The sequence below is a fragment of the Mycolicibacterium sp. CBM1 genome (assembly GCF_054073305.1).
Genome location: NZ_JBSXPP010000027.1, coordinates 21,800 through 38,113, shown reverse-complemented (window position 1 = coordinate 38,113; position 16,314 = coordinate 21,800). Strand labels below are relative to the sequence as shown.

The 16,314-nt window shown below is 68.1% G+C and carries 13 protein-coding genes; 6 read left to right on the top strand and 7 right to left on the bottom strand.

The window, feature by feature from the left end; all coding sequences use genetic code 11:
* From eccCa to ACXDF8_RS25100, 4 genes are all read right to left on the bottom strand, one after another.
* Window positions 1-2,152 (bottom strand): type VII secretion protein EccCa (gene eccCa / locus ACXDF8_RS25115; protein ID WP_457225979.1); only part of this gene is annotated, 2,152 nt, incomplete at its 3' end.
* Window positions 2,149-3,678: a type VII secretion protein EccB gene (gene eccB / locus ACXDF8_RS25110; protein WP_457225978.1), complete on the bottom strand. Its 1,530-nt coding sequence runs from the start codon at window positions 3,676-3,678 to the stop codon at window positions 2,149-2,151. The genes eccCa and eccB, both read right to left, overlap by 4 nt.
* Window positions 3,675-5,504, bottom strand: a complete 1,830-nt coding sequence (eccA, locus tag ACXDF8_RS25105; protein WP_457225977.1) for a type VII secretion AAA-ATPase EccA — start codon at window positions 5,502-5,504, stop codon at window positions 3,675-3,677. The genes eccB and eccA overlap by 4 nt, the downstream gene beginning before the upstream one ends.
* 130 nt (window positions 5,505-5,634) lie before the next feature.
* Window positions 5,635-7,083, bottom strand: a complete 1,449-nt coding sequence (locus ACXDF8_RS25100; protein ID WP_457225976.1) for a PPE family protein — start codon at window positions 7,081-7,083, stop codon at window positions 5,635-5,637.
* A gap of 114 nt (window positions 7,084-7,197) precedes the next feature.
* Between ACXDF8_RS25100 and ACXDF8_RS25095 the strand changes: the two genes are divergently transcribed.
* The 4 genes from ACXDF8_RS25095 (at window position 7,198) to ACXDF8_RS25080 (ending at window position 11,655) form a co-directional block, all read left to right on the top strand.
* Complete coding sequence (locus ACXDF8_RS25095; protein WP_457225975.1) at window positions 7,198-7,662, top strand: SRPBCC family protein; 465 nt, start codon at window positions 7,198-7,200, stop codon at window positions 7,660-7,662.
* A 34-nt stretch (window positions 7,663-7,696) separates the two neighbouring features.
* Window positions 7,697-9,427, top strand: a complete 1,731-nt coding sequence (locus ACXDF8_RS25090) for a sulfatase-like hydrolase/transferase (protein WP_457225982.1) — start codon at window positions 7,697-7,699, stop codon at window positions 9,425-9,427.
* A gap of 162 nt (window positions 9,428-9,589) precedes the next feature.
* Window positions 9,590-10,720, top strand: coding sequence for a VOC family protein (locus tag ACXDF8_RS25085; protein ID WP_457225974.1), 1,131 nt, complete (start codon window positions 9,590-9,592; stop codon window positions 10,718-10,720).
* Window positions 10,717-11,655: a fumarylacetoacetate hydrolase family protein gene (locus ACXDF8_RS25080; protein WP_457225973.1), complete on the top strand. Its 939-nt coding sequence runs from the start codon at window positions 10,717-10,719 to the stop codon at window positions 11,653-11,655. Before ACXDF8_RS25085 ends, ACXDF8_RS25080 begins: the two co-directional genes overlap by 4 nt.
* Here the strand turns inward: ACXDF8_RS25080 and ACXDF8_RS25075 are convergent.
* Complete coding sequence (locus ACXDF8_RS25075; RefSeq protein ID WP_457225981.1) at window positions 11,646-12,230, bottom strand: TetR/AcrR family transcriptional regulator; 585 nt, start codon at window positions 12,228-12,230, stop codon at window positions 11,646-11,648. The genes ACXDF8_RS25080 and ACXDF8_RS25075 overlap by 10 nt on opposite strands.
* Before the next feature lie 187 nt (window positions 12,231-12,417).
* On the opposite strand from ACXDF8_RS25075, the gene mhpA reads away from it, so the two are divergent.
* Window positions 12,418-13,998 (top strand): bifunctional 3-(3-hydroxy-phenyl)propionate/3-hydroxycinnamic acid hydroxylase MhpA, encoded by a 1,581-nt coding sequence (gene mhpA / locus ACXDF8_RS25070; protein ID WP_457225972.1) that lies wholly within the window; start codon window positions 12,418-12,420, stop codon window positions 13,996-13,998.
* Here mhpA and ACXDF8_RS25065 read toward each other — a convergent pair.
* Together ACXDF8_RS25065 and ACXDF8_RS25060 are read right to left on the bottom strand one after the other, a co-directional pair.
* A complete protein-coding gene (locus ACXDF8_RS25065; RefSeq protein ID WP_457225971.1) occupies window positions 13,942-14,193 on the bottom strand; it encodes a hypothetical protein in 252 nt (83 codons plus the stop codon). The genes mhpA and ACXDF8_RS25065 overlap by 57 nt on opposite strands.
* A 43-nt stretch (window positions 14,194-14,236) precedes the next feature.
* Window positions 14,237-14,863, bottom strand: coding sequence for a helix-turn-helix domain-containing protein (locus ACXDF8_RS25060; protein ID WP_457225970.1), 627 nt, complete (start codon window positions 14,861-14,863; stop codon window positions 14,237-14,239).
* A 107-nt stretch (window positions 14,864-14,970) separates the two neighbouring features.
* Here ACXDF8_RS25060 and ACXDF8_RS25055 point away from each other — a divergent pair, with 107 nt between their 5' ends.
* Entirely contained in the window at window positions 14,971-16,314 is a 1,344-nt protein-coding gene (locus ACXDF8_RS25055) for an NAD-dependent succinate-semialdehyde dehydrogenase (protein ID WP_457225969.1), read from the top strand.

Sequence of the window (16,314 nt, the reverse complement as noted above, 5' to 3'; positions counted from 1 at the left end):
TCACCGGGCGTGGTGGGTCGTAGATGCCGTCGACGTAGGTGCTGCGGAACTTGATCGGGGCGGCGCCGGGAGCGGGTACCAGAAAGCCGATGCCCTTGTGTTCCTTGCCTGATTCGACGTGATAGGCGTCTTCGACGCCGATGATCTGCCGGGAAGCCGCCGGACTGGCCACCTTCAGCCCGATGCGATACGAGGTGTTCTTGTCGATGTCGCGGATCCGGCCGATGTCGAGGGTCTGCGAGGCGAACAGGATGTGGATCCGAAACGACCGCCCCTTGCGGGCGACGTAGTCGAACAGGTCGGCGTACTCGGGATGTTCGGCCAGCATCAGGGTGAACTCGTCGGCAACCACGAACAGCGTCGGCAGCGGCGGAAGATCGATTCCAGCAGCTTCGGCGGCAGGCCGTGCGGCCTCGTATTCGGTGACCGAGTTGAAGGCGCTGCCCTGCACGCGGCGACCGGCGTCCCGCAGCACGTTCTCCCGGCGGGCGACCTCACCGCGCAGCGTGTCGGCGAACCGGTCGGCCAATGACTTCTTCTCGGCCATGTTCGAGATAACCGCGACGACCTGCGGGAAATGCCGGAAAATATCGGCGCCGGCCTCCCCCTTGAAATCCACGTAGATGACGATGAGCCGATCCGCCGAGTGAGTGGTCAACAGCGACAGCAGGATCGACATCAACATCTGCGACTTACCCGAGCCGGTCATGCCGATCATCAAGCCGTGCGGCCCCATACCACCCTCGGCCTCGTCCTTGAGGTCGAAATACATCGGGACACCGGTGGCCGTCACGCCGATCGGCACCCGCAGCTCCTGCTCGCGTGGCCGGGGTGCCCACAAGCTGGGGACGTCGAGAACAGAGGCATCCGCAATGCCGAGCAGGGATGTGAAACTCGCGCCATGGGTGGCCGCCGAGCGCAGACCGGTATGGGTCGGATCAGCGTCCCAGCGCCCCAACCGGCGGGCCAGATGGGCGGCTTCGGCGGCGGTCATCCGGTCGGCGCACCCCACATACGGTTGCCAGCCGCCCGTCTCCCAGCGCTCGATCGTGCCGTCGGTCACCCGGAGCAGCGGCCGTTCGGGGTCCGGGTAGTCGTCCGGTCCGGGTGCGGTCTCCGGTCCGGCGGTGTAGATGATCGTCACCCCGGCTAATGCGGTCGCCAGCACGGAATCCTGCGGTGCGTGGTTCGGGTCGTCGACGACGATCACCAGGTGCCGGCTGGGTTCGGCGGCAGCGGAACCGAACAGCGGACGGTCGGCCAGCATCGGACCGACGGAGACGACGAGGTCGTCGGTGTCGGCGGCAAGTTGCCGGGCCGGACCGCAACCGTCGAGCCGGCCGGCGATGTCGGTGTGCGGCAGCCACTTGAGCCAGGACCAGTCCGGCGATTCCAGCTCGGGGCTGGCCAGTGCCAGTCCGAGCGAAGCGCTGTCGTGCCAGGTGACCGCCTGAGCCAGCCAGGCCCGCAGTACGGCCCTGACCTCGCTCGGCTCGCCGGCAAGCGTGATGCGGGAAACGCTCTTGAGGTCGATACCGCGGGGGGTGTCGGCCACCGTGCGGTGCACGTTCAGCAGCGCGCGTAGGGCGCTGTGCGACACCGGCTCCAGGTCGATCTCCTCGGCGGTGTCCTTAACCCGCAATGCGGTGTCCAGCGGCACGTCGTGCAGCCCTGCCCGAACCACCAGGAAGTCGCTGTCGTGGTGATCGCGCTCCCATTGCCGTCGCGATCCGGGAATCGTCGCCAGCACCTCGGGGTCGGGGTGTGACCACAGCAGCGCCGCCCGCTGCGAAGCACCCGCGGCACGGACGTTGTCCCGGACCGTCGACAGGTAGCGCAGATAGTCGGCTCGCTCGGCGTCGACCTCTTCGGTGCGCATCTTGTTGTCCGAACCCCGATAGAGCGCGGTGGCGGCCAGCAGCAGGACGAACGGGAAGAATAGGGTCTGCGGCGAGATGAGCCGCATGCCGGTGGCGACCATCGCGACGATCATCCCGACAATCAGGATGACGATCAGGTAGGGCAGCGCTCGGCGCAGCAGCGAGGGCGGCACCACGCGGGGCAGTTCGGGGGGCGCCTCGATGACGATCGCACCCCTCTGGGTCTTCGGGGCGGGCAGGCGCCTGCCGGCCTCGAAGATCAGCCTGCTCATCGAGCCTCCTGTTGTGCGGGTCCGACGGCGTCGTAGGCGACGAGTGCGTCGGTCTGGGACAGAGCTGGTCCGGGGGCGAACAACGTGAGCACCGACCACGGGATGGGCACCGGGGGCTCCTGCAGACCCAACGCGGAGACGGACTTCTCGGTCGATGCCCGGTCGCCGCCGATGCCGTAGCGAACACCGGTGTCGGAGATCCAGAACAACGAACCGGCGGGCGGAGATGTCGGCTGCTGGCCGACCGTCTGCACGAAGTAGCCGCGTCCTGGCGGTAGGGCCACCCGGTCGGCACTGCCGGCCGCCGTGCCGCCGACGAGGTCGACCGCAGCCAGACCGTCGGCGCTCGGCAATACCGAGCCGCTCAGCAGGGTGAGCGAACTTCTCGCCTCCCCTTGGGTTTTGGTCCAGTACGCACACGTCACCGGCGCGGCGTCGCTGTCGACCAGCTTCACCGGGTCGGCCGGATAGGCCGATACGTCGAGCAAGGCCGAGACCGGCAGCCGGCTGACGTCATCGGCGTCCAGCCGAGGCGGTTGCGCCAGCCCGTAGGAATCGGCGTTGCGCAACAGCGCCGCCAGCACCGGGGTGACGGGCTGCAGGCCGTCGGGCAGAACGGCGTAGAACGCCGGTGTGCCTTCGGTGCGATAGGCGATCACAACCGCGCCGACCGGCGCGGCGACCGGCAGCGTGAATGCCGGGGCCGAGCCCGCCCCGGGAATCTGCGGCACCCGCAGAGCGGCGCCCTCCGGAATCGCGTTGAACAGACCTGGCGCGATGGGACGCGCCGCCGGTGGTGCGGCCGGCAGACCCAGCGCGTCGGTGACGGCACGGTCGCCGAGGTCGATGGCGCTGCGGCGCCCGTCCCACAGCAGCCAGGTGCCCTCGGCGGTGGCGGTGAGCACAGCGCGGTCGGGCGGCAGGACGGTGGCACGCGCGCCGGTGGTGTCCACCGGCCCGCTGAGTACCGTGACCCCCGCGGCGGCCGCCGAGGTGGTGCCGTCGCACACCGTCCATGCGGCGTCACGGGAAGTGTTCTGCACCATACGTTCCGGTGCACCGGGTATGCCGATGAGATTGCCGCGGGCGAAGCTGTCCAATTGTTGGCCGCTGACCGTGGTCGGATCGACCGGGCGCCCGATCGCCAGCCGTGCCGAGGTGAGGTTGAGCACGGGATGCAACCGGTCGCCAAGCCGGACGTACAGCGCGGCGGTGGACCGATCGGCCAGGACGGGATCGTTGCCCGCGGCTCCGGACGGTCGCAGCACCGAGAACACCAGACAACCGATCACCGCCGTCACTGCCAGCAGGACGCCGGTCAGGACCGCCCGCGACTGGCTTCGCAGCGGGTCCACCAGCATTCGGGTGTCGTGCAGCGCGAGCCCGGACGCGATGCGGCGCATGACGAAACGCCATCCCGTCACCTGGTGGCGGGTGATGAATCCCCGCCGGTAGCTGACCCGGTCGGGGTTGTCGTTTGCCGGCGTCCGCGACGAGAACTGCCGGCGTTCGGGCCCGGCGGTCATGCCGGCACCGTCAGACCCAGACCGCGAAGCAGGGGCTCCACACAACTGCGGACGTCGGCGGCGGTGATGGTCATGAGTTGGGTGTCGGTGAAGTCTTCTGCACCAACCAGATCCGTGTGGTCCAGCCGGAACTCGCGCTCCTCTTCGGAGCGTTCGACGACGTTGCGGACGAACCGACCGTTACCGGCGATGTCGAGGCAGCGCCGGGCCACACCCGTGGCGTCGGGCGTGGTGGACCCGGCCAGCTGCTCGAACAGTTCCTCGAGGTCGTGCAGTGCAGCGGGGTGAAAGATGCTGTCCCGCTTGGCCGCCATGGCCGCAGCGATCTCGACCAGTTCACCCGCCGAGTAGGACGGGAAGTCGATGCTGCGGGTGAACCGCGACCGCAGGCCTTCGTTGGTGTCCAGGAACCGGTCGAGGTCGGCGCGGTAGCCGGCGACGATGACCACCAGCCGGTCCCGGTCGTTCTCCATCCGAGCGAGCAGGGTGTCGATAGCCACCAGACCGAAGTCGTTCTTGGCCCCGGTGGCGACCAATGCGTACGCCTCGTCGAGGAACAGCACGCCGTCCAGTGCGCTGTCGATGACGGCGTTGGTCTTGGCCTCGGTCTCGCCGATGTGCTGACCGATCAGGTCAGCACGGTGGACTTCGCGCACATTCTCCCGCTTGAGCAGCCCGAGCCCGCAGTAGATTTTGGCCACGACACGGGCAATGGTCGTCTTGCCGGTGCCCGGCGGTCCGGCAAACACCAAGTGATGGGCACGTTGGGCGACGGCAAGTCCGCGCTGTTCGCGGCGGATCGCCATCGCGACCGAGCTCTTCAATCTGGAAACCTGGTTCTTGACTTCGTCGAGGCCGATGAATTCGCCGAGTTCGCGTTCGGCCTCGTCGAGCAGAGCAGCCTTGCGCTCGCGTGACTCGGGATCGACGAAATCGTCTGCGGTGGGCTCGGTTTCCACATCCCAGGGATCTGTTCGAGCTTCGATCCGCGCGGCGGTGGTGGTGGCGATGCCGAATGTCGGGTCGGACAACGCCTGTTCGACGTCGTCGTTGCCCGGGTTGGCTGCGTAGAGCTCCTGCAGGACATCGGTAGCGGTGTCCGGCTCGCCGTAGGCACGCAGGGCCAGCGCTCGGGCCAGGGCGCCGTCGACGGCGGCCACCGGCACCGGCCCGGCAGGCTCCTCGAGGTAGGACAGGGCGGGCGCGAACATGCCGAGGCGGGCCAGCGCCACGCCGAGCGCGATCTTGGCCGCGTGGGCGAAGGTCGGGTCCAACGCCGGATCGACAACCACCGGAGTCAACAGCTTCACGACGTCGTGCCAGCGTTGCGCACGCGAGCGCAACGCCGCGTCGACCCAGCGTGCTTCATCCCATTCGGGCCTACACTCCCGCAACTCGTCGACGATCTTTGCGGCACTGTGGAATTCACCCTCGACGGCCAGGGCGGCCGCGTGGGCGAGGTGAAACTCGTCGGGCTCGGCGGCGTGGAAACGCAGGTACAAGCCGCTGTCGTAGTCGAATCCCAGCGCACGCGGCGGAAGTTCGCTGCGCCGCTGCAGGATGCCACTGGTCGGCGCGGTCCGGGCGACCGCAGCCAGCACCGCTGGGGTGGTCTCCCCTGATGCCGCCAGACCCGTCCACGCGTCGCACTGCTCGTGGGCGATTCGGGTCAGCTCGGCAAACCCTCGGCGTGCCGCGACCAGGTCGGCCGGCCGGCGCCGGCCGTAGACCGGCAGGCCCAGGGCCTTGCAGCAACTGGCGAATCGGCTGACCAGCTCCGCGTCGGGCCGCGCAGGGGTCATGGTGGTAACAGCCCCGTTGTTCATGGGTATCGCGTGTTCATGGGCATCGCGCCGGCCGACCGCCGACAGACTCCTTAGGTTTGCCTAAACTAATTATCGGGGAAGTTAGCAGCACCCAACCCCGCTGTCGAGACCTCCCTCACGGCGGCAAACGTCAGGTCGCCGGCCGTGGCTCCTCCGGATCGGCCGAGTCCCCACCCTGCACCCAGGTTTGCGGCAGCATCGGCACCCGAGCACGATCGACGGTCATGCCGTCCAGACCGTCGGAGTCACGGCGCGCGAGCCCCCTGGCCCCCAAAGTGCCCAGGCCGCGTTCCCCGACGCCCGCCACCGACCTGGTGGGCGGCGGGTCCGGGTCGCCGGCGGGCGTTGTCATCGTCATCCGCCCGTTATCGGCCAGATACTCCACGCGGTATTGCCGAGAGCCCTGGCGGCGCTTGGCCGTTCGGCTCGCATGCGCCACATTGCCGGTCCGCGCCAGTTCGGCTGCCGCCACAGCGGCAGCAGCCGCCGCGGCGGCCGACGACGTCGCACCGGCGGTGGGGGTGAACCCCTCACCGTCCGGCCCGGCAACTGCATAGAACAGCGCGCTGGCCGGCGCCGGGGCCGGCGCTGGGGCGGTGGTCGAGGGTGCGGGCGCAGGCGCCGAGCCCGCGGTAGCGCCGGCCGCCGGGGCCGTGCTCACCGGCAGGGGCGCCGCCCCGGCCGCGATCAGCGTCTCCGGAGCCGTGGCGACCGCCGCCGGTTCCTCGGCCGGTGCGTCTTGAGCGGGTTGTGCATAGCCGAGGGCCGCCAGCCCCGCGAGCCCGGCCGGCGCCAGGAAGGGGCTGAGCACCGGGGTGAACGGACCGAGGTAGATGGTGGTGTCGATGACCCCGTAGGCGAGGTAGTAGAAAAACGTGCCGTCGACGAAGTTGATGATCGAGTCGAGTACCTGCGTGACCATGTCGCGCCAAGGCTGAGGCAGATCCTGGGCCAGGTCCCGCAGATCGACGAAGAACTCCTGGATAGCTTTGATGATCCGCTTGGGAATGCTCAGCGTTTCCCCCTCCTCGGCCGTCGCTTCGGCGGTCACGATGCTGGGGGCCGAAGTGCTCGCGGCCGCCGGTACGGCGACCGTCTGGGCGACCGACTGGTAAGTGGTCATAGTCGTGGCGGCCTGGACCCACATCCGGGCGTAGTCCGCCTCGTTCAACGCGATCGGAATGCTGTTGATACCAAGGAAATTGGTGGCCAGGAGTGCACCGTGCACCGCGTGGTTGGCCGCGAGTTCCGGCAGCGTGGGCATGGCGGCCAGCGCCGTCGCGTAGGCCGCGGCAGCGGTCTCGTGCCGGGCCGCGGCGGCGAGCGCGTCGGCCGAGGCTTCGCCGAGCCAGGCGAGGTACGGCAGGTGAGCGGCGGCGAACAGGGTGGCGCTGGCCCCCTCCCACGAGGTAGCCGAGACCGTCGCCACCAGGTTCCCCAGCTCCGTGGCCGCAGCGTCGTACTCCACCGCCAGACCGCGCCAGGCCTGCGCCGCAGCCAGCAGGGAAGCCGGGCCCGGCCCGGTGGACAACAGCGCCGAGTGCACCTCGGGGGGTACTGCGAACCATGGAGATGTCATGACACGTCCTCACCCAGCCAGTCGAACCAGATGACAACGCAACCTACATTAGGTGACCCTAAGTAGGGCGCCTCCGTTGGTGCGTTTGCGCACCACCCTGACACCGCGTCCCCCATGAGGTTGAATGACCCGATGTCCGACATTCGCCGAACGCGCACGATAGCGGCCGAGCCGCAGGCGATTTGGGCCGTGCTGGCCGATTTCGGCGCGATCGGCTCCTGGGCCGACAACGTGGACCATTCGTGTCTTCTGCAGCATGGCGCCGAGCCCGGGATCGGGACGACGCGTCGTGTGCAGGTGGGACGCGACACCCTGGTGGAGCGGATCACCGACTTCGAGCCCCCCACCACGCTCGGTTACGCCATCGAGGGGCTGCCCCGCCGGCTCGGCGCGTCGAACCGCTGGACGCTGGTCCCCGTCACGTCCGGCTACACAGCGGTCACTGTGACCAGCGCGGTGCGGGTCGGCGGCAATCCGCTGGCCGCGCTGGTCGAGCGCGCAGTGTGCCGGTTCATGGCCAAGCAGTCCGACGCGATGCTCGCCGGCCTGGCGAGAAGAGTGGAGAGTTCCCGTGTCTGATCGTCCGTCCGATCGCCCCGACATCGTCATCGTCATGACCGACGAGGAACGTGCCGCTCCACCGTACGAAGCCGATGACGTACGTGCCTGGCGCCACCGGGTTCTCAGTGGCCGCCGGTGGTTCGAGGAGAACGGCGTCAGCTTCGGCCGGCACTACACCGGGTCGCTGGCGTGCGTCCCAAGCCGGCCGACGATCTTCACCGGCCAGTACCCCGACCTGCACGGCGTCACCCAGACCGACGGTATCGGCAAGGTCTACGACGACTCCCGCATGCGCTGGCTGCGCCGCGGTGAAGTGCCCACGCTGGGCAACTGGTTTCGAGCCGCGGGTTACGACACCCACTACGACGGCAAGTGGCATATCTCCCATGCCGATCTCACCGATCCCGAGACTGGCCGCCCGCTGGCCACCAACGACGACGAGGGGGTCGTCGATCCCGCCGCCGTGCAGCGCTATCTGGCGGCCGACCCGTTGGCGGATTTCGGCTTCTCCGGTTGGGTGGGGCCCGAGCCGCACGGCTCGGGGCTGGCCAACAGCGGATTCCGGCGTGACCCGCTGATCGCCGACCGGGTGGTGGCCTGGCTCGAGGACCGCTACGCGCGCCGGCGGGCGGGGGATCCCGCGGCGCTGCGCCCCTTCCTGCTGGTCGCCAGCTTCGTCAACCCACACGACATCGTGCTGTTCCCGACGTGGGCCGCGCGCAGTCCGCTCGACCCCTCGCCGCTGGATCCGCCGCCGGTCCCGGCGGCACCCACCGCGCAAGAGGATCTGCGGACCAAGCCGGCGGCCCAGATCGCGTTCCGGGAGGCCTACTACTCCGGGTACGGTCCCGCCGCGGCGATCCAGCAGGTCTACGATCGCGGCGCACAGCGCTACCGCGACCTGTACTACCGGCTGCACGCGGAGGTGGACGGGCCGATCGACCGGGTACGCCGGGCCGTCACCGAGGCCGGTTCGAGCGCGGTATTGGTGCGCACCTCCGACCACGGCGACCTGCTCGGTGCGCACGGCGGACTACACCAGAAGTGGTTCAACCTCTACGACGAGGCCACCCGGGTGCCGTTCCTGATCGCCAGAGTCGGCGACCAGGTCACCGAACCGCGGGTGGTCGAATCACCCACATCACACGTCGATCTGGTGCCGACGCTGCTCGGCGCCGCCGGCATCGACGTGCAGGCGGTCGCCGCGACATTGTCCGAATCATTCTCAGAAGTACACCCGCTGCCGGGACGGGATCTGATGGCCCTGGTCGACGGCGCGCCCGACGACCAGGAACGCGCGGTGTACATCATGACCCGCGACAACATGCTCGAGGGGGACACCGGCGCGTCGGGGTTGGCACGTGCGCTCAAGCGCACCACGAATCCCCCTGCACCGCTTCGGATCCGGATTCCCGCGCATACCGCCTCGAACTTCGAGGGACTGGTCATGCGAGTGGACGGCCGGCTGTGGAAGCTCGTGCGCACGTTCGACGACCCGGCGACCTGGACCGAGCCGGGCGTGCGGCACCTGGCCGCGAACGGCCGCGGCGGCGAGGCCTACCGGACCAGCCCGCTCGACGACCAGTGGGAGCTCTACGACCTCAGTGACGACCCGATCGAAGCCGTCAACCGCTGGGCCGATCCCGACCTGCACGAGCTCCGGCAGCTGTTGAGGATGGAGCTGAAAGAAGTTCGGGCACAATCGGTTCCGGAGCGCAACAATCCGTGGCCGTATGCGTCTCGCCGAGTGCCCGCCGCCCAGCGCCGCCGGCTGTTCGGTTAGGCCGCAACCAGTTTCAGCGGCAGCCGCTGATGGCGCCGGATGATGTTGTCGACCAGCCCTGCGCGATCCGTCCCTATCGGCCCATGCCGTGCCCCCGGTCACCTTGACTGAGCATTCCGTCGTATGTGACGATTTCGTCATACAGTAAGCCAGGAGGGTGCCATGAGCAAGATCGTGTCCGCACACGGCGACTTGCACAGCGAGCAGGGCGCACTGCGCGGCGAGCATCCGGGCCGCTCGAGCAACCCGGTGATCAAGGTGGGCGGCCTGGCCTGGCTGGAGTTCGAAAAACCCGACCTCGCCGCCGCCGAGACCTTCGCGCAGGCATTCGGGTTCCAGACGACGGCCCGGACCGCCGACGAACTGCACCTGCGGGGAGCCGACGCGGGGGCGCCCTGCCTGCTGGTGCGGCGCGGGCCGGCCAGCCGGTTCCGCGGACTGGCCTTCTCAGCCCAGGACGGCATCGACGTACATCGCCTCGCATCCGCCCACGACACCACAGCCCGCGCCCTGCCGGAATCGCTCGGCGGTATCGCCGTCGAGCTGACCGACCCCAGCGGGATCCCGGTGAAGGTGGTCGCCGGGCTCCATCGGCTGCCCGAGCTGCCCACGCAGCCCCCGCACGTCTTCAACTTCGGGCATCACAGCCCCCGGACCAACACCGCCCAGCGGCCGCCCCGGGCACCAGCCGTCGTCCAGCGCCTGGGACATATCGTGCTCCAATCCACCCGCTACCGCGAAGCGCTGGACTGGTATCTGGACAACCTGGGCATGATCGTCAGCGATTTCCTGTACTTCCGCGGCCAGCGTGACCGCGGGCCGACCATGAGCTTCATCCGCTGCGATCTCGGGTCCACGCCGGCTGATCACCACACGCTGGCGATGGCGCTCGGGCCGGCCAACCGATATGTGCACTCGGCCTATCAGGTCAGTGATCTCGACGCGTTGGCGGCCGGCGGGGAATTCCTGCTCGAGCGCGGCTATTTCCGGTCGTGGGGTATCGGCAGGCATATCCAGGGCAGCCAATTGTTCGACTACTGGCGCGATCCGGACGGCTTCCTGGTGGAGCACTACGCCGATGGCGATCTGTTCGACAACACCCTCGAGCCGGGTTGGGCGCCGTTCACCGCGTCCGGACTGGCCCAGTGGGGACCACCCGCATCCGGCGACTTCCTCGGAACGAGCCCCAAACACGCTCGCCACGAAGCGCTTTCGATACTGAGAGCCGTGCGCGAAGACAACGAGTTCGACGTCAAACGCCTAATCGGCCTGCTGAAAGTTGCCACCTCATGAGCATTTCCGTCCTCCGTACCGCCGACGCGTGGTGGGTCACCACCCCTACCGGTGCAGCCAAGATCGCCACCTCGGCACGCAGCACCGCCGAACTCCTTGCCGACCGCCGTGCCGTCGATGACGCGACGAGCAGCACCGGCACCGTCGCCGTGGAAAGCCTGGATCTGCTGTCCCCGGTGACCAGGCCCTGCCGGGTCGTCGCGCAGATGACCAACTTCGCCTCTCATGTCCGCGACTCCGGGATGGACCCCACGACCATCCCGCTGACCTTCTTCCGCAAGTCGTCGGCGTCGATCAGCGGACCGTTTGCACCGGTGGTCAAGCCACCGCACGTGAAGTTCCTCGACTACGAGGTCGAGATCGGACTGGTGATCGGGCGGGACATCGAAGCGGGCACGACGATCTCCGGGTCCAGGCTCGGCGACTACGTCGCTGGGTTGGTCGTGACCAACGACGTCTCGGCGCGCGACATCCAACTGCCGCAGACCCAGTTCTACGAGGCCAAGTCCTACCCGACGTTCACCCCCGTCGGCCCGGCGCTGGTGCTGCTCGACGACACCGAGCTCGCCCGTTTCGGCGATCTGCGGCTGCGGCTTTCGGTCAACGGCCAAGAGCGCCAGAATGCGGTCGTCGCCGGCGACATGCTGTACCGGCCGCTCGAAGCGCTCCAATCGCTGGCCCGCTTCCAGGATCTCGCCGCCGGCGACCTGATCCTCACCGGGACACCCGTTGGTACCGCGCTCAGCGCACCCCCAAAACCCGTCGAGATGATCGGCGCGCTGCTGCCGCCGGCGGTGAAGTGGAAGGCGTTCTTCAAACGTCAAGCCGCCAACCCCAAGTACCTCGCCGACGGTGACGTCATCGAGGCGTCGGTGCGCACCGACGACGGCGCCATCGACCTCGGCACCCAGCGGATGACGGTGACCTACGGCTGAAACGCGCCGTCCGGCAGTGGCTGGGTGCAGACCTCAAGCGCCTCCTCGGCGGACATCCCGAGCAGGCGTAGTACGTCCTGGGTGACCGCGTCAGCGGTCGCTCCGGCATCACGCTGGGGCTGCGCGTGCAGCAGATGCCCCATGCCCACCAGTGCGCCGGCCGCCACCGAGAGCGTCAGCTCCGGGTCCTGGACGTGGAAACGCCCGGCGGCAAGTGCGGCTTTGATGTCGCGCATGGCACGCGGCGCCAGGCCGCGATCCGAGGACAACAGCGCGCCCCAGTTGGCCAGCAGGATGCGGCTCTCCTGCGGGCGTTCCCGGAAGAACCTGCCCGTGAGCCGAAAACTGCAGGCGAAGACGGCGGCCGGATCCTCGATGTCGGCGGTAAGGCGATCCAGGGCGGCTCCATGCATGTCGAGAACGTCGCTGATGGCGGCCTCGAACAGCTGCTCCTTGCTGTCGAAGTGGTTGTAGAACGAGCCCATGCCGACATCAGCGGCCTGGGTGATCTCCAGCACCGGCACGTTCGCCCTGCCCTCGGCGATCATTGCCTGGGCCGCCTTGATCAGCGCCATCCGCGTGCGCTGCTTACGGCGCTCGAGGCGATTGGTCGGCGCTTCGCCTTCATCGGTCACGGGGTCCCCCAACGTCGTGTTCTCGGCTGCGCAGATCTTACGGGTTCACAACTGATGATTTCCTCACTTACATCTTGACTGACGTTTACGTCGCATGTGACGATTTCGTCACCAGTTGAGGAGGGACATGGAGTCGATAGAACCTGCGGTCGTCATCATCGGTGCCGGACCGACGGGGATCACCGCGGCAACCCTACTGGCGCAGTACGGCGTGCCCAGCCTGGTGCTCGATCGCTACGCCCAGGTCTATCCGCAGCCGCGTGCGGTGCATCTTGACGACGAGGTGTTCCGGATCGTTCATCGCCTCGGGCTTGCCGAGGAGTTCGCCGCGATCTCGCGGCCGGCCTTGGGACTGCGACTACTGGACCCCCAGATGGCGGTGCTGGCCGAGTTCCACCGGGACCCCACGCAGTCCCGGCACGGCTACCCCGAGGCGAACATGTTCGACCAGCCCCAGTTCGAGGCGCTGTTGCGGGCCAACCTCACCCGGCACCCGCAGGTCACGTTCCGCGGCAATGTGGAGGTGAACGACGTTGCCCAAGTCGGCGCAGGCCGCGCCCGCATCACCTATACCGACCGCAACGACGGCCGCGAATACGTCATCGAGGCGGACTACGTCCTCGGCTGCGACGGAGCCAACAGTCTGGTGCGCTCCCGTATCGGATCGGCCATGCGGGACTTACGCTTCGACCAACGCTGGCTCGTCGTCGACGTGGCCACGACGGCAGACCTCGAGCAGTGGTCCGGCGTGCACCAATTGTGCGACCCGCACCGCGCGGGCACCTTTATGCAGATCGGCGACGTGCGCTACCGATGGGAATTCCGGCTGCTGCCAGGGGAATCCGCCGACGACTACGACTCCCTCGATGCGCTAGGGCCACTGATCGCGCCGTGGACCGCGCGAGTGCGCTGCGACGATCTCGAATTGATCCGCGTCACGGAGTACACCTTCCGGGCGCAGCTCGCCGATCGATGGCGATTCGCCAACACCTTCCTACTCGGCGACGCAGCACACCTGACCCCACCGTTCGTCGGCCAGGGTATGGGCGCGGGTCTGCGCGACGCGATGAACCTGGCCTGGAAGCTCGCCGGCGTGATCAACGGGACCCTGACTCCGGCGGCGTTGGAGACCTACGAGCATGAGCGAAAACCCCACGCACACAAGATGATCAACCTCGCCCTCATGGTGGGGCGGGCCATGACCGCGGGCGGTGAGGTCGGCAATCTTCTGCGCCGCATCGCCGTACCGCGGATGCACCTGTTACCCGGACTTCGCCAGCGCGTGGTCGACTCCCGGACGCCCCCGTTGCACCGGTCGGCGTTGGTGCATCGGCCACGCTGGTCGCGCGGCGGTCTTGGTGGACCGTGCCTCGGGGGACCGCGCCTCGGGGGAACACTGTGCCCGAATGCAGCCGTGCCGGGTGGACACCGACTCGACGACCTTCTGGGCAACGACTTCGCCGTGGTGACGGCCCGGGCACCCCTGGCGGCGGAGCAGAGGGAGATCGAACGCTTCGGCGCCGTGGTTCACGTGGCGCAGCCCGGCAGCACGCTGGCGACGTGGTTGCGGCGGGGGCACGCCGGGGCGGCCATCATCCGGCCCGACCGGACGGTGCTGCGTGCGGCGCGCGATGCCGGGGAAGCCGCTCGACTACTCGGGCGCTATCTGGTGGCTGTCGACGAAAACAAGGGTGCCGTCGTCCAATAGGACCGCCCAGCGCCGCGCCGCGTCCGCGATGTGGGTGTCACCGAGGTCGACGGCCTGGCCGGCGAGATCGCCGAAGTCCTCGACGATGACACCGCGCGATTGGTCATCGGTGTCGACATAGACCCGCACGCGCTGATCCACGGCGCCAGTGTCGTCACCGGCCATACGCTTCTTGCCTTCTGCTGACTTCTTCACCCCAATGCCTCCCCAGACGTGCGATCGCGCCAGTACAGCACGTTCAGGCCCGATTCGGGCCGGAATTCCGTGGGATCGGCGGCACGATCGACCACAACACTTCACTGTCGTCCTCGCCGGGGTTGTCCCAGGAGTGCACCGCTTTGGCCGAGAACGTATAGCAGTCGCCCGCTTTGAGCACCGACTCCTGACCGTCGACGGTCAGGCGAAGGCAGCCGCGGATGACGAAGACGAAGATGGTCTGCGAATCCAGGGTATAGGCCCCGCCGGTGCCGCCACCCGGGCGCAAGACCGAACGCATCACCTGCAGATTGCGTTCGTTCTCCGGGGTCAGCAGGTACTCGCGGATTCCGCTGCCGCCCATCTCGACTGGCGCCCCACCACCGCCGCGGACCACCGGCGAATCCGGGTAGTCGAACAGCGAACCGACTGAGACGCCGAGGATTTCGCACACCCGCAGCAGGTTGGGCACCGAGATCGTGGTCTGACCGCGTTCGACCAGGCTCAGGAACCCCTTGGTCAGGCCGGCCCGGTCGGCGACCGCCTCCAGCGTCAGCTCGCGATCCTTGCGCAGAGCGCGCAGCTTAGGACCTAGCCGGCTCATCCAGCCGTCGACACCGGCGAAGATCTCCGCGTCGGCGGTCGCGTCCGGTGACATGTCCTGTGTCATGCGGACACCTCACCTTCACAGTCGATTACCCGCGGGGCCTTGCGCCGCTAAAGTTTAGCGGTATATAACTTCGGTAAGTTTTACACTACTAAACACAGGGACGGAACATGAGTCTGTACGCAGTGGTCGACCCGAAGACCGGTGATGTCGTGCGGGAGTATCCGACCGCGACCGACGAGCAGATCGAGCAGGCGCTGGCCGCTGCCGCCAAGGCCTACCGCGAATGGTCGAAGACGTCGACGGTGGCGCAGCGGGCGGACCTGATCAGGCGTGTCGCGGCCCTGCACACCGAGCGGCGCGACAAGCTGGCCGAGATCATCAACCGCGAGATGGGTAAGCCGATCGACCAGGCCCTCGGCGAGGTCGACTTCAGCGCCGCGATCTACGAGTACTACGCCGACAACGCCGAGAAGTTCCTCGCCGACGAGCCGATCGACCTGCTCGACGGCGAAGGCAGCGCGGTGATCAAGCGCGGCCCGGTGGGCGTGCTGCTGGGCATCATGCCGTGGAACTACCCGTACTACCAGGTCGCACGCTTCGCCGGGCCGAACCTGACCCTGGGCAACACCATCGTGCTCAAGCACGCGCCGCAGTGCCCGGAGTCCGCCGAGGCCATCCAGGCCATCTTCGACGACGCCGGCTTCCCCGAGGGCGCGTACGTCAACGTCTACGCCACCAACGAGCAGATCGCGGCAGCTATTGCCGACCCGCGGGTGCAGGGCGTCTCGCTGACCGGATCCGAACGCGCCGGTGCCGCCGTCGCCGAGATCGCGGGCCGCAACCTCAAGAAGGTGGTGCTCGAGCTGGGCGGTTCCGATCCGTTCATCCTGCTCTCCAGCGACGATCTGGACGCCACCGTCGAGGCGGCGATGGCGGGTAGGTTCGAGAACACCGGGCAGGCCTGCAACGCCGCCAAGCGGTTCATCGTCGCCGCCGACCTCTACGACGACTTCCTGGACAAGTTCACCAAGAAGGTGCTCGAGGCCGCGGACGGGCTGGCCCCGCTGTCGTCGCTGAGCGCGGCCGAACGGCTGGCCGAGCAGATCAATCGCGCGGTGTCCGACGGCGCCAAGCTGGTGTCCGCCGGTGAGCGCAACGGCGCCCACTTCCCGCCGGGCGTGCTGACCGAGGTCTCCCCCGACTCGGCTACCTACCGCGAAGAGCTCTTCGGCCCGGTCGCCATGGTCTTCAAGGTGGGCTCGGAGGAAGAGGCCGTCGAACTGGCCAACGACATCCCCTTCGGCCTCGGTTCCTACGTCTTCACCACCGACATCGAGCAGGCCAAACGGGTGGCCGACAAGATCGACGCCGGCATGGTGTTCGTCAACGTCGTTGGTGCCGACGGGGTCGAGCTGCCGTTCGGCGGGGTGAAGCGCTCCGGCTTCGGCCGCGAACTGGGCCGATTCGGCATCGACGAATTCGTGAACAAGAAGCTGATCCGGATCGGATGA

Coding starts and splice junctions, on each gene's coding strand:
- eccB (WP_457225978.1), bottom strand. CDS start 3,678: ATGACCGCCGGGCCCGAACGCCGGCAGTTCTCGTCGCGGACGCCGGCA.
- eccA (WP_457225977.1), bottom strand. CDS start 5,504: ATGAACAACGGGGCTGTTACCACCATGACCCCTGCGCGGCCCGACGCG.
- ACXDF8_RS25100 (WP_457225976.1), bottom strand. CDS start 7,083: ATGACATCTCCATGGTTCGCAGTACCCCCCGAGGTGCACTCGGCGCTG.
- ACXDF8_RS25095 (WP_457225975.1), top strand. CDS start 7,198: ATGAGGTTGAATGACCCGATGTCCGACATTCGCCGAACGCGCACGATA.
- ACXDF8_RS25090 (WP_457225982.1), top strand. CDS start 7,697: ATGACCGACGAGGAACGTGCCGCTCCACCGTACGAAGCCGATGACGTA.
- ACXDF8_RS25085 (WP_457225974.1), top strand. CDS start 9,590: ATGAGCAAGATCGTGTCCGCACACGGCGACTTGCACAGCGAGCAGGGC.
- ACXDF8_RS25080 (WP_457225973.1), top strand. CDS start 10,717: ATGAGCATTTCCGTCCTCCGTACCGCCGACGCGTGGTGGGTCACCACC.
- ACXDF8_RS25075 (WP_457225981.1), bottom strand. CDS start 12,230: ATGGCGCTGATCAAGGCGGCCCAGGCAATGATCGCCGAGGGCAGGGCG.
- mhpA (WP_457225972.1), top strand. CDS start 12,418: ATGGAGTCGATAGAACCTGCGGTCGTCATCATCGGTGCCGGACCGACG.
- ACXDF8_RS25060 (WP_457225970.1), bottom strand. CDS start 14,863: ATGACACAGGACATGTCACCGGACGCGACCGCCGACGCGGAGATCTTC.
- ACXDF8_RS25055 (WP_457225969.1), top strand. CDS start 14,971: ATGAGTCTGTACGCAGTGGTCGACCCGAAGACCGGTGATGTCGTGCGG.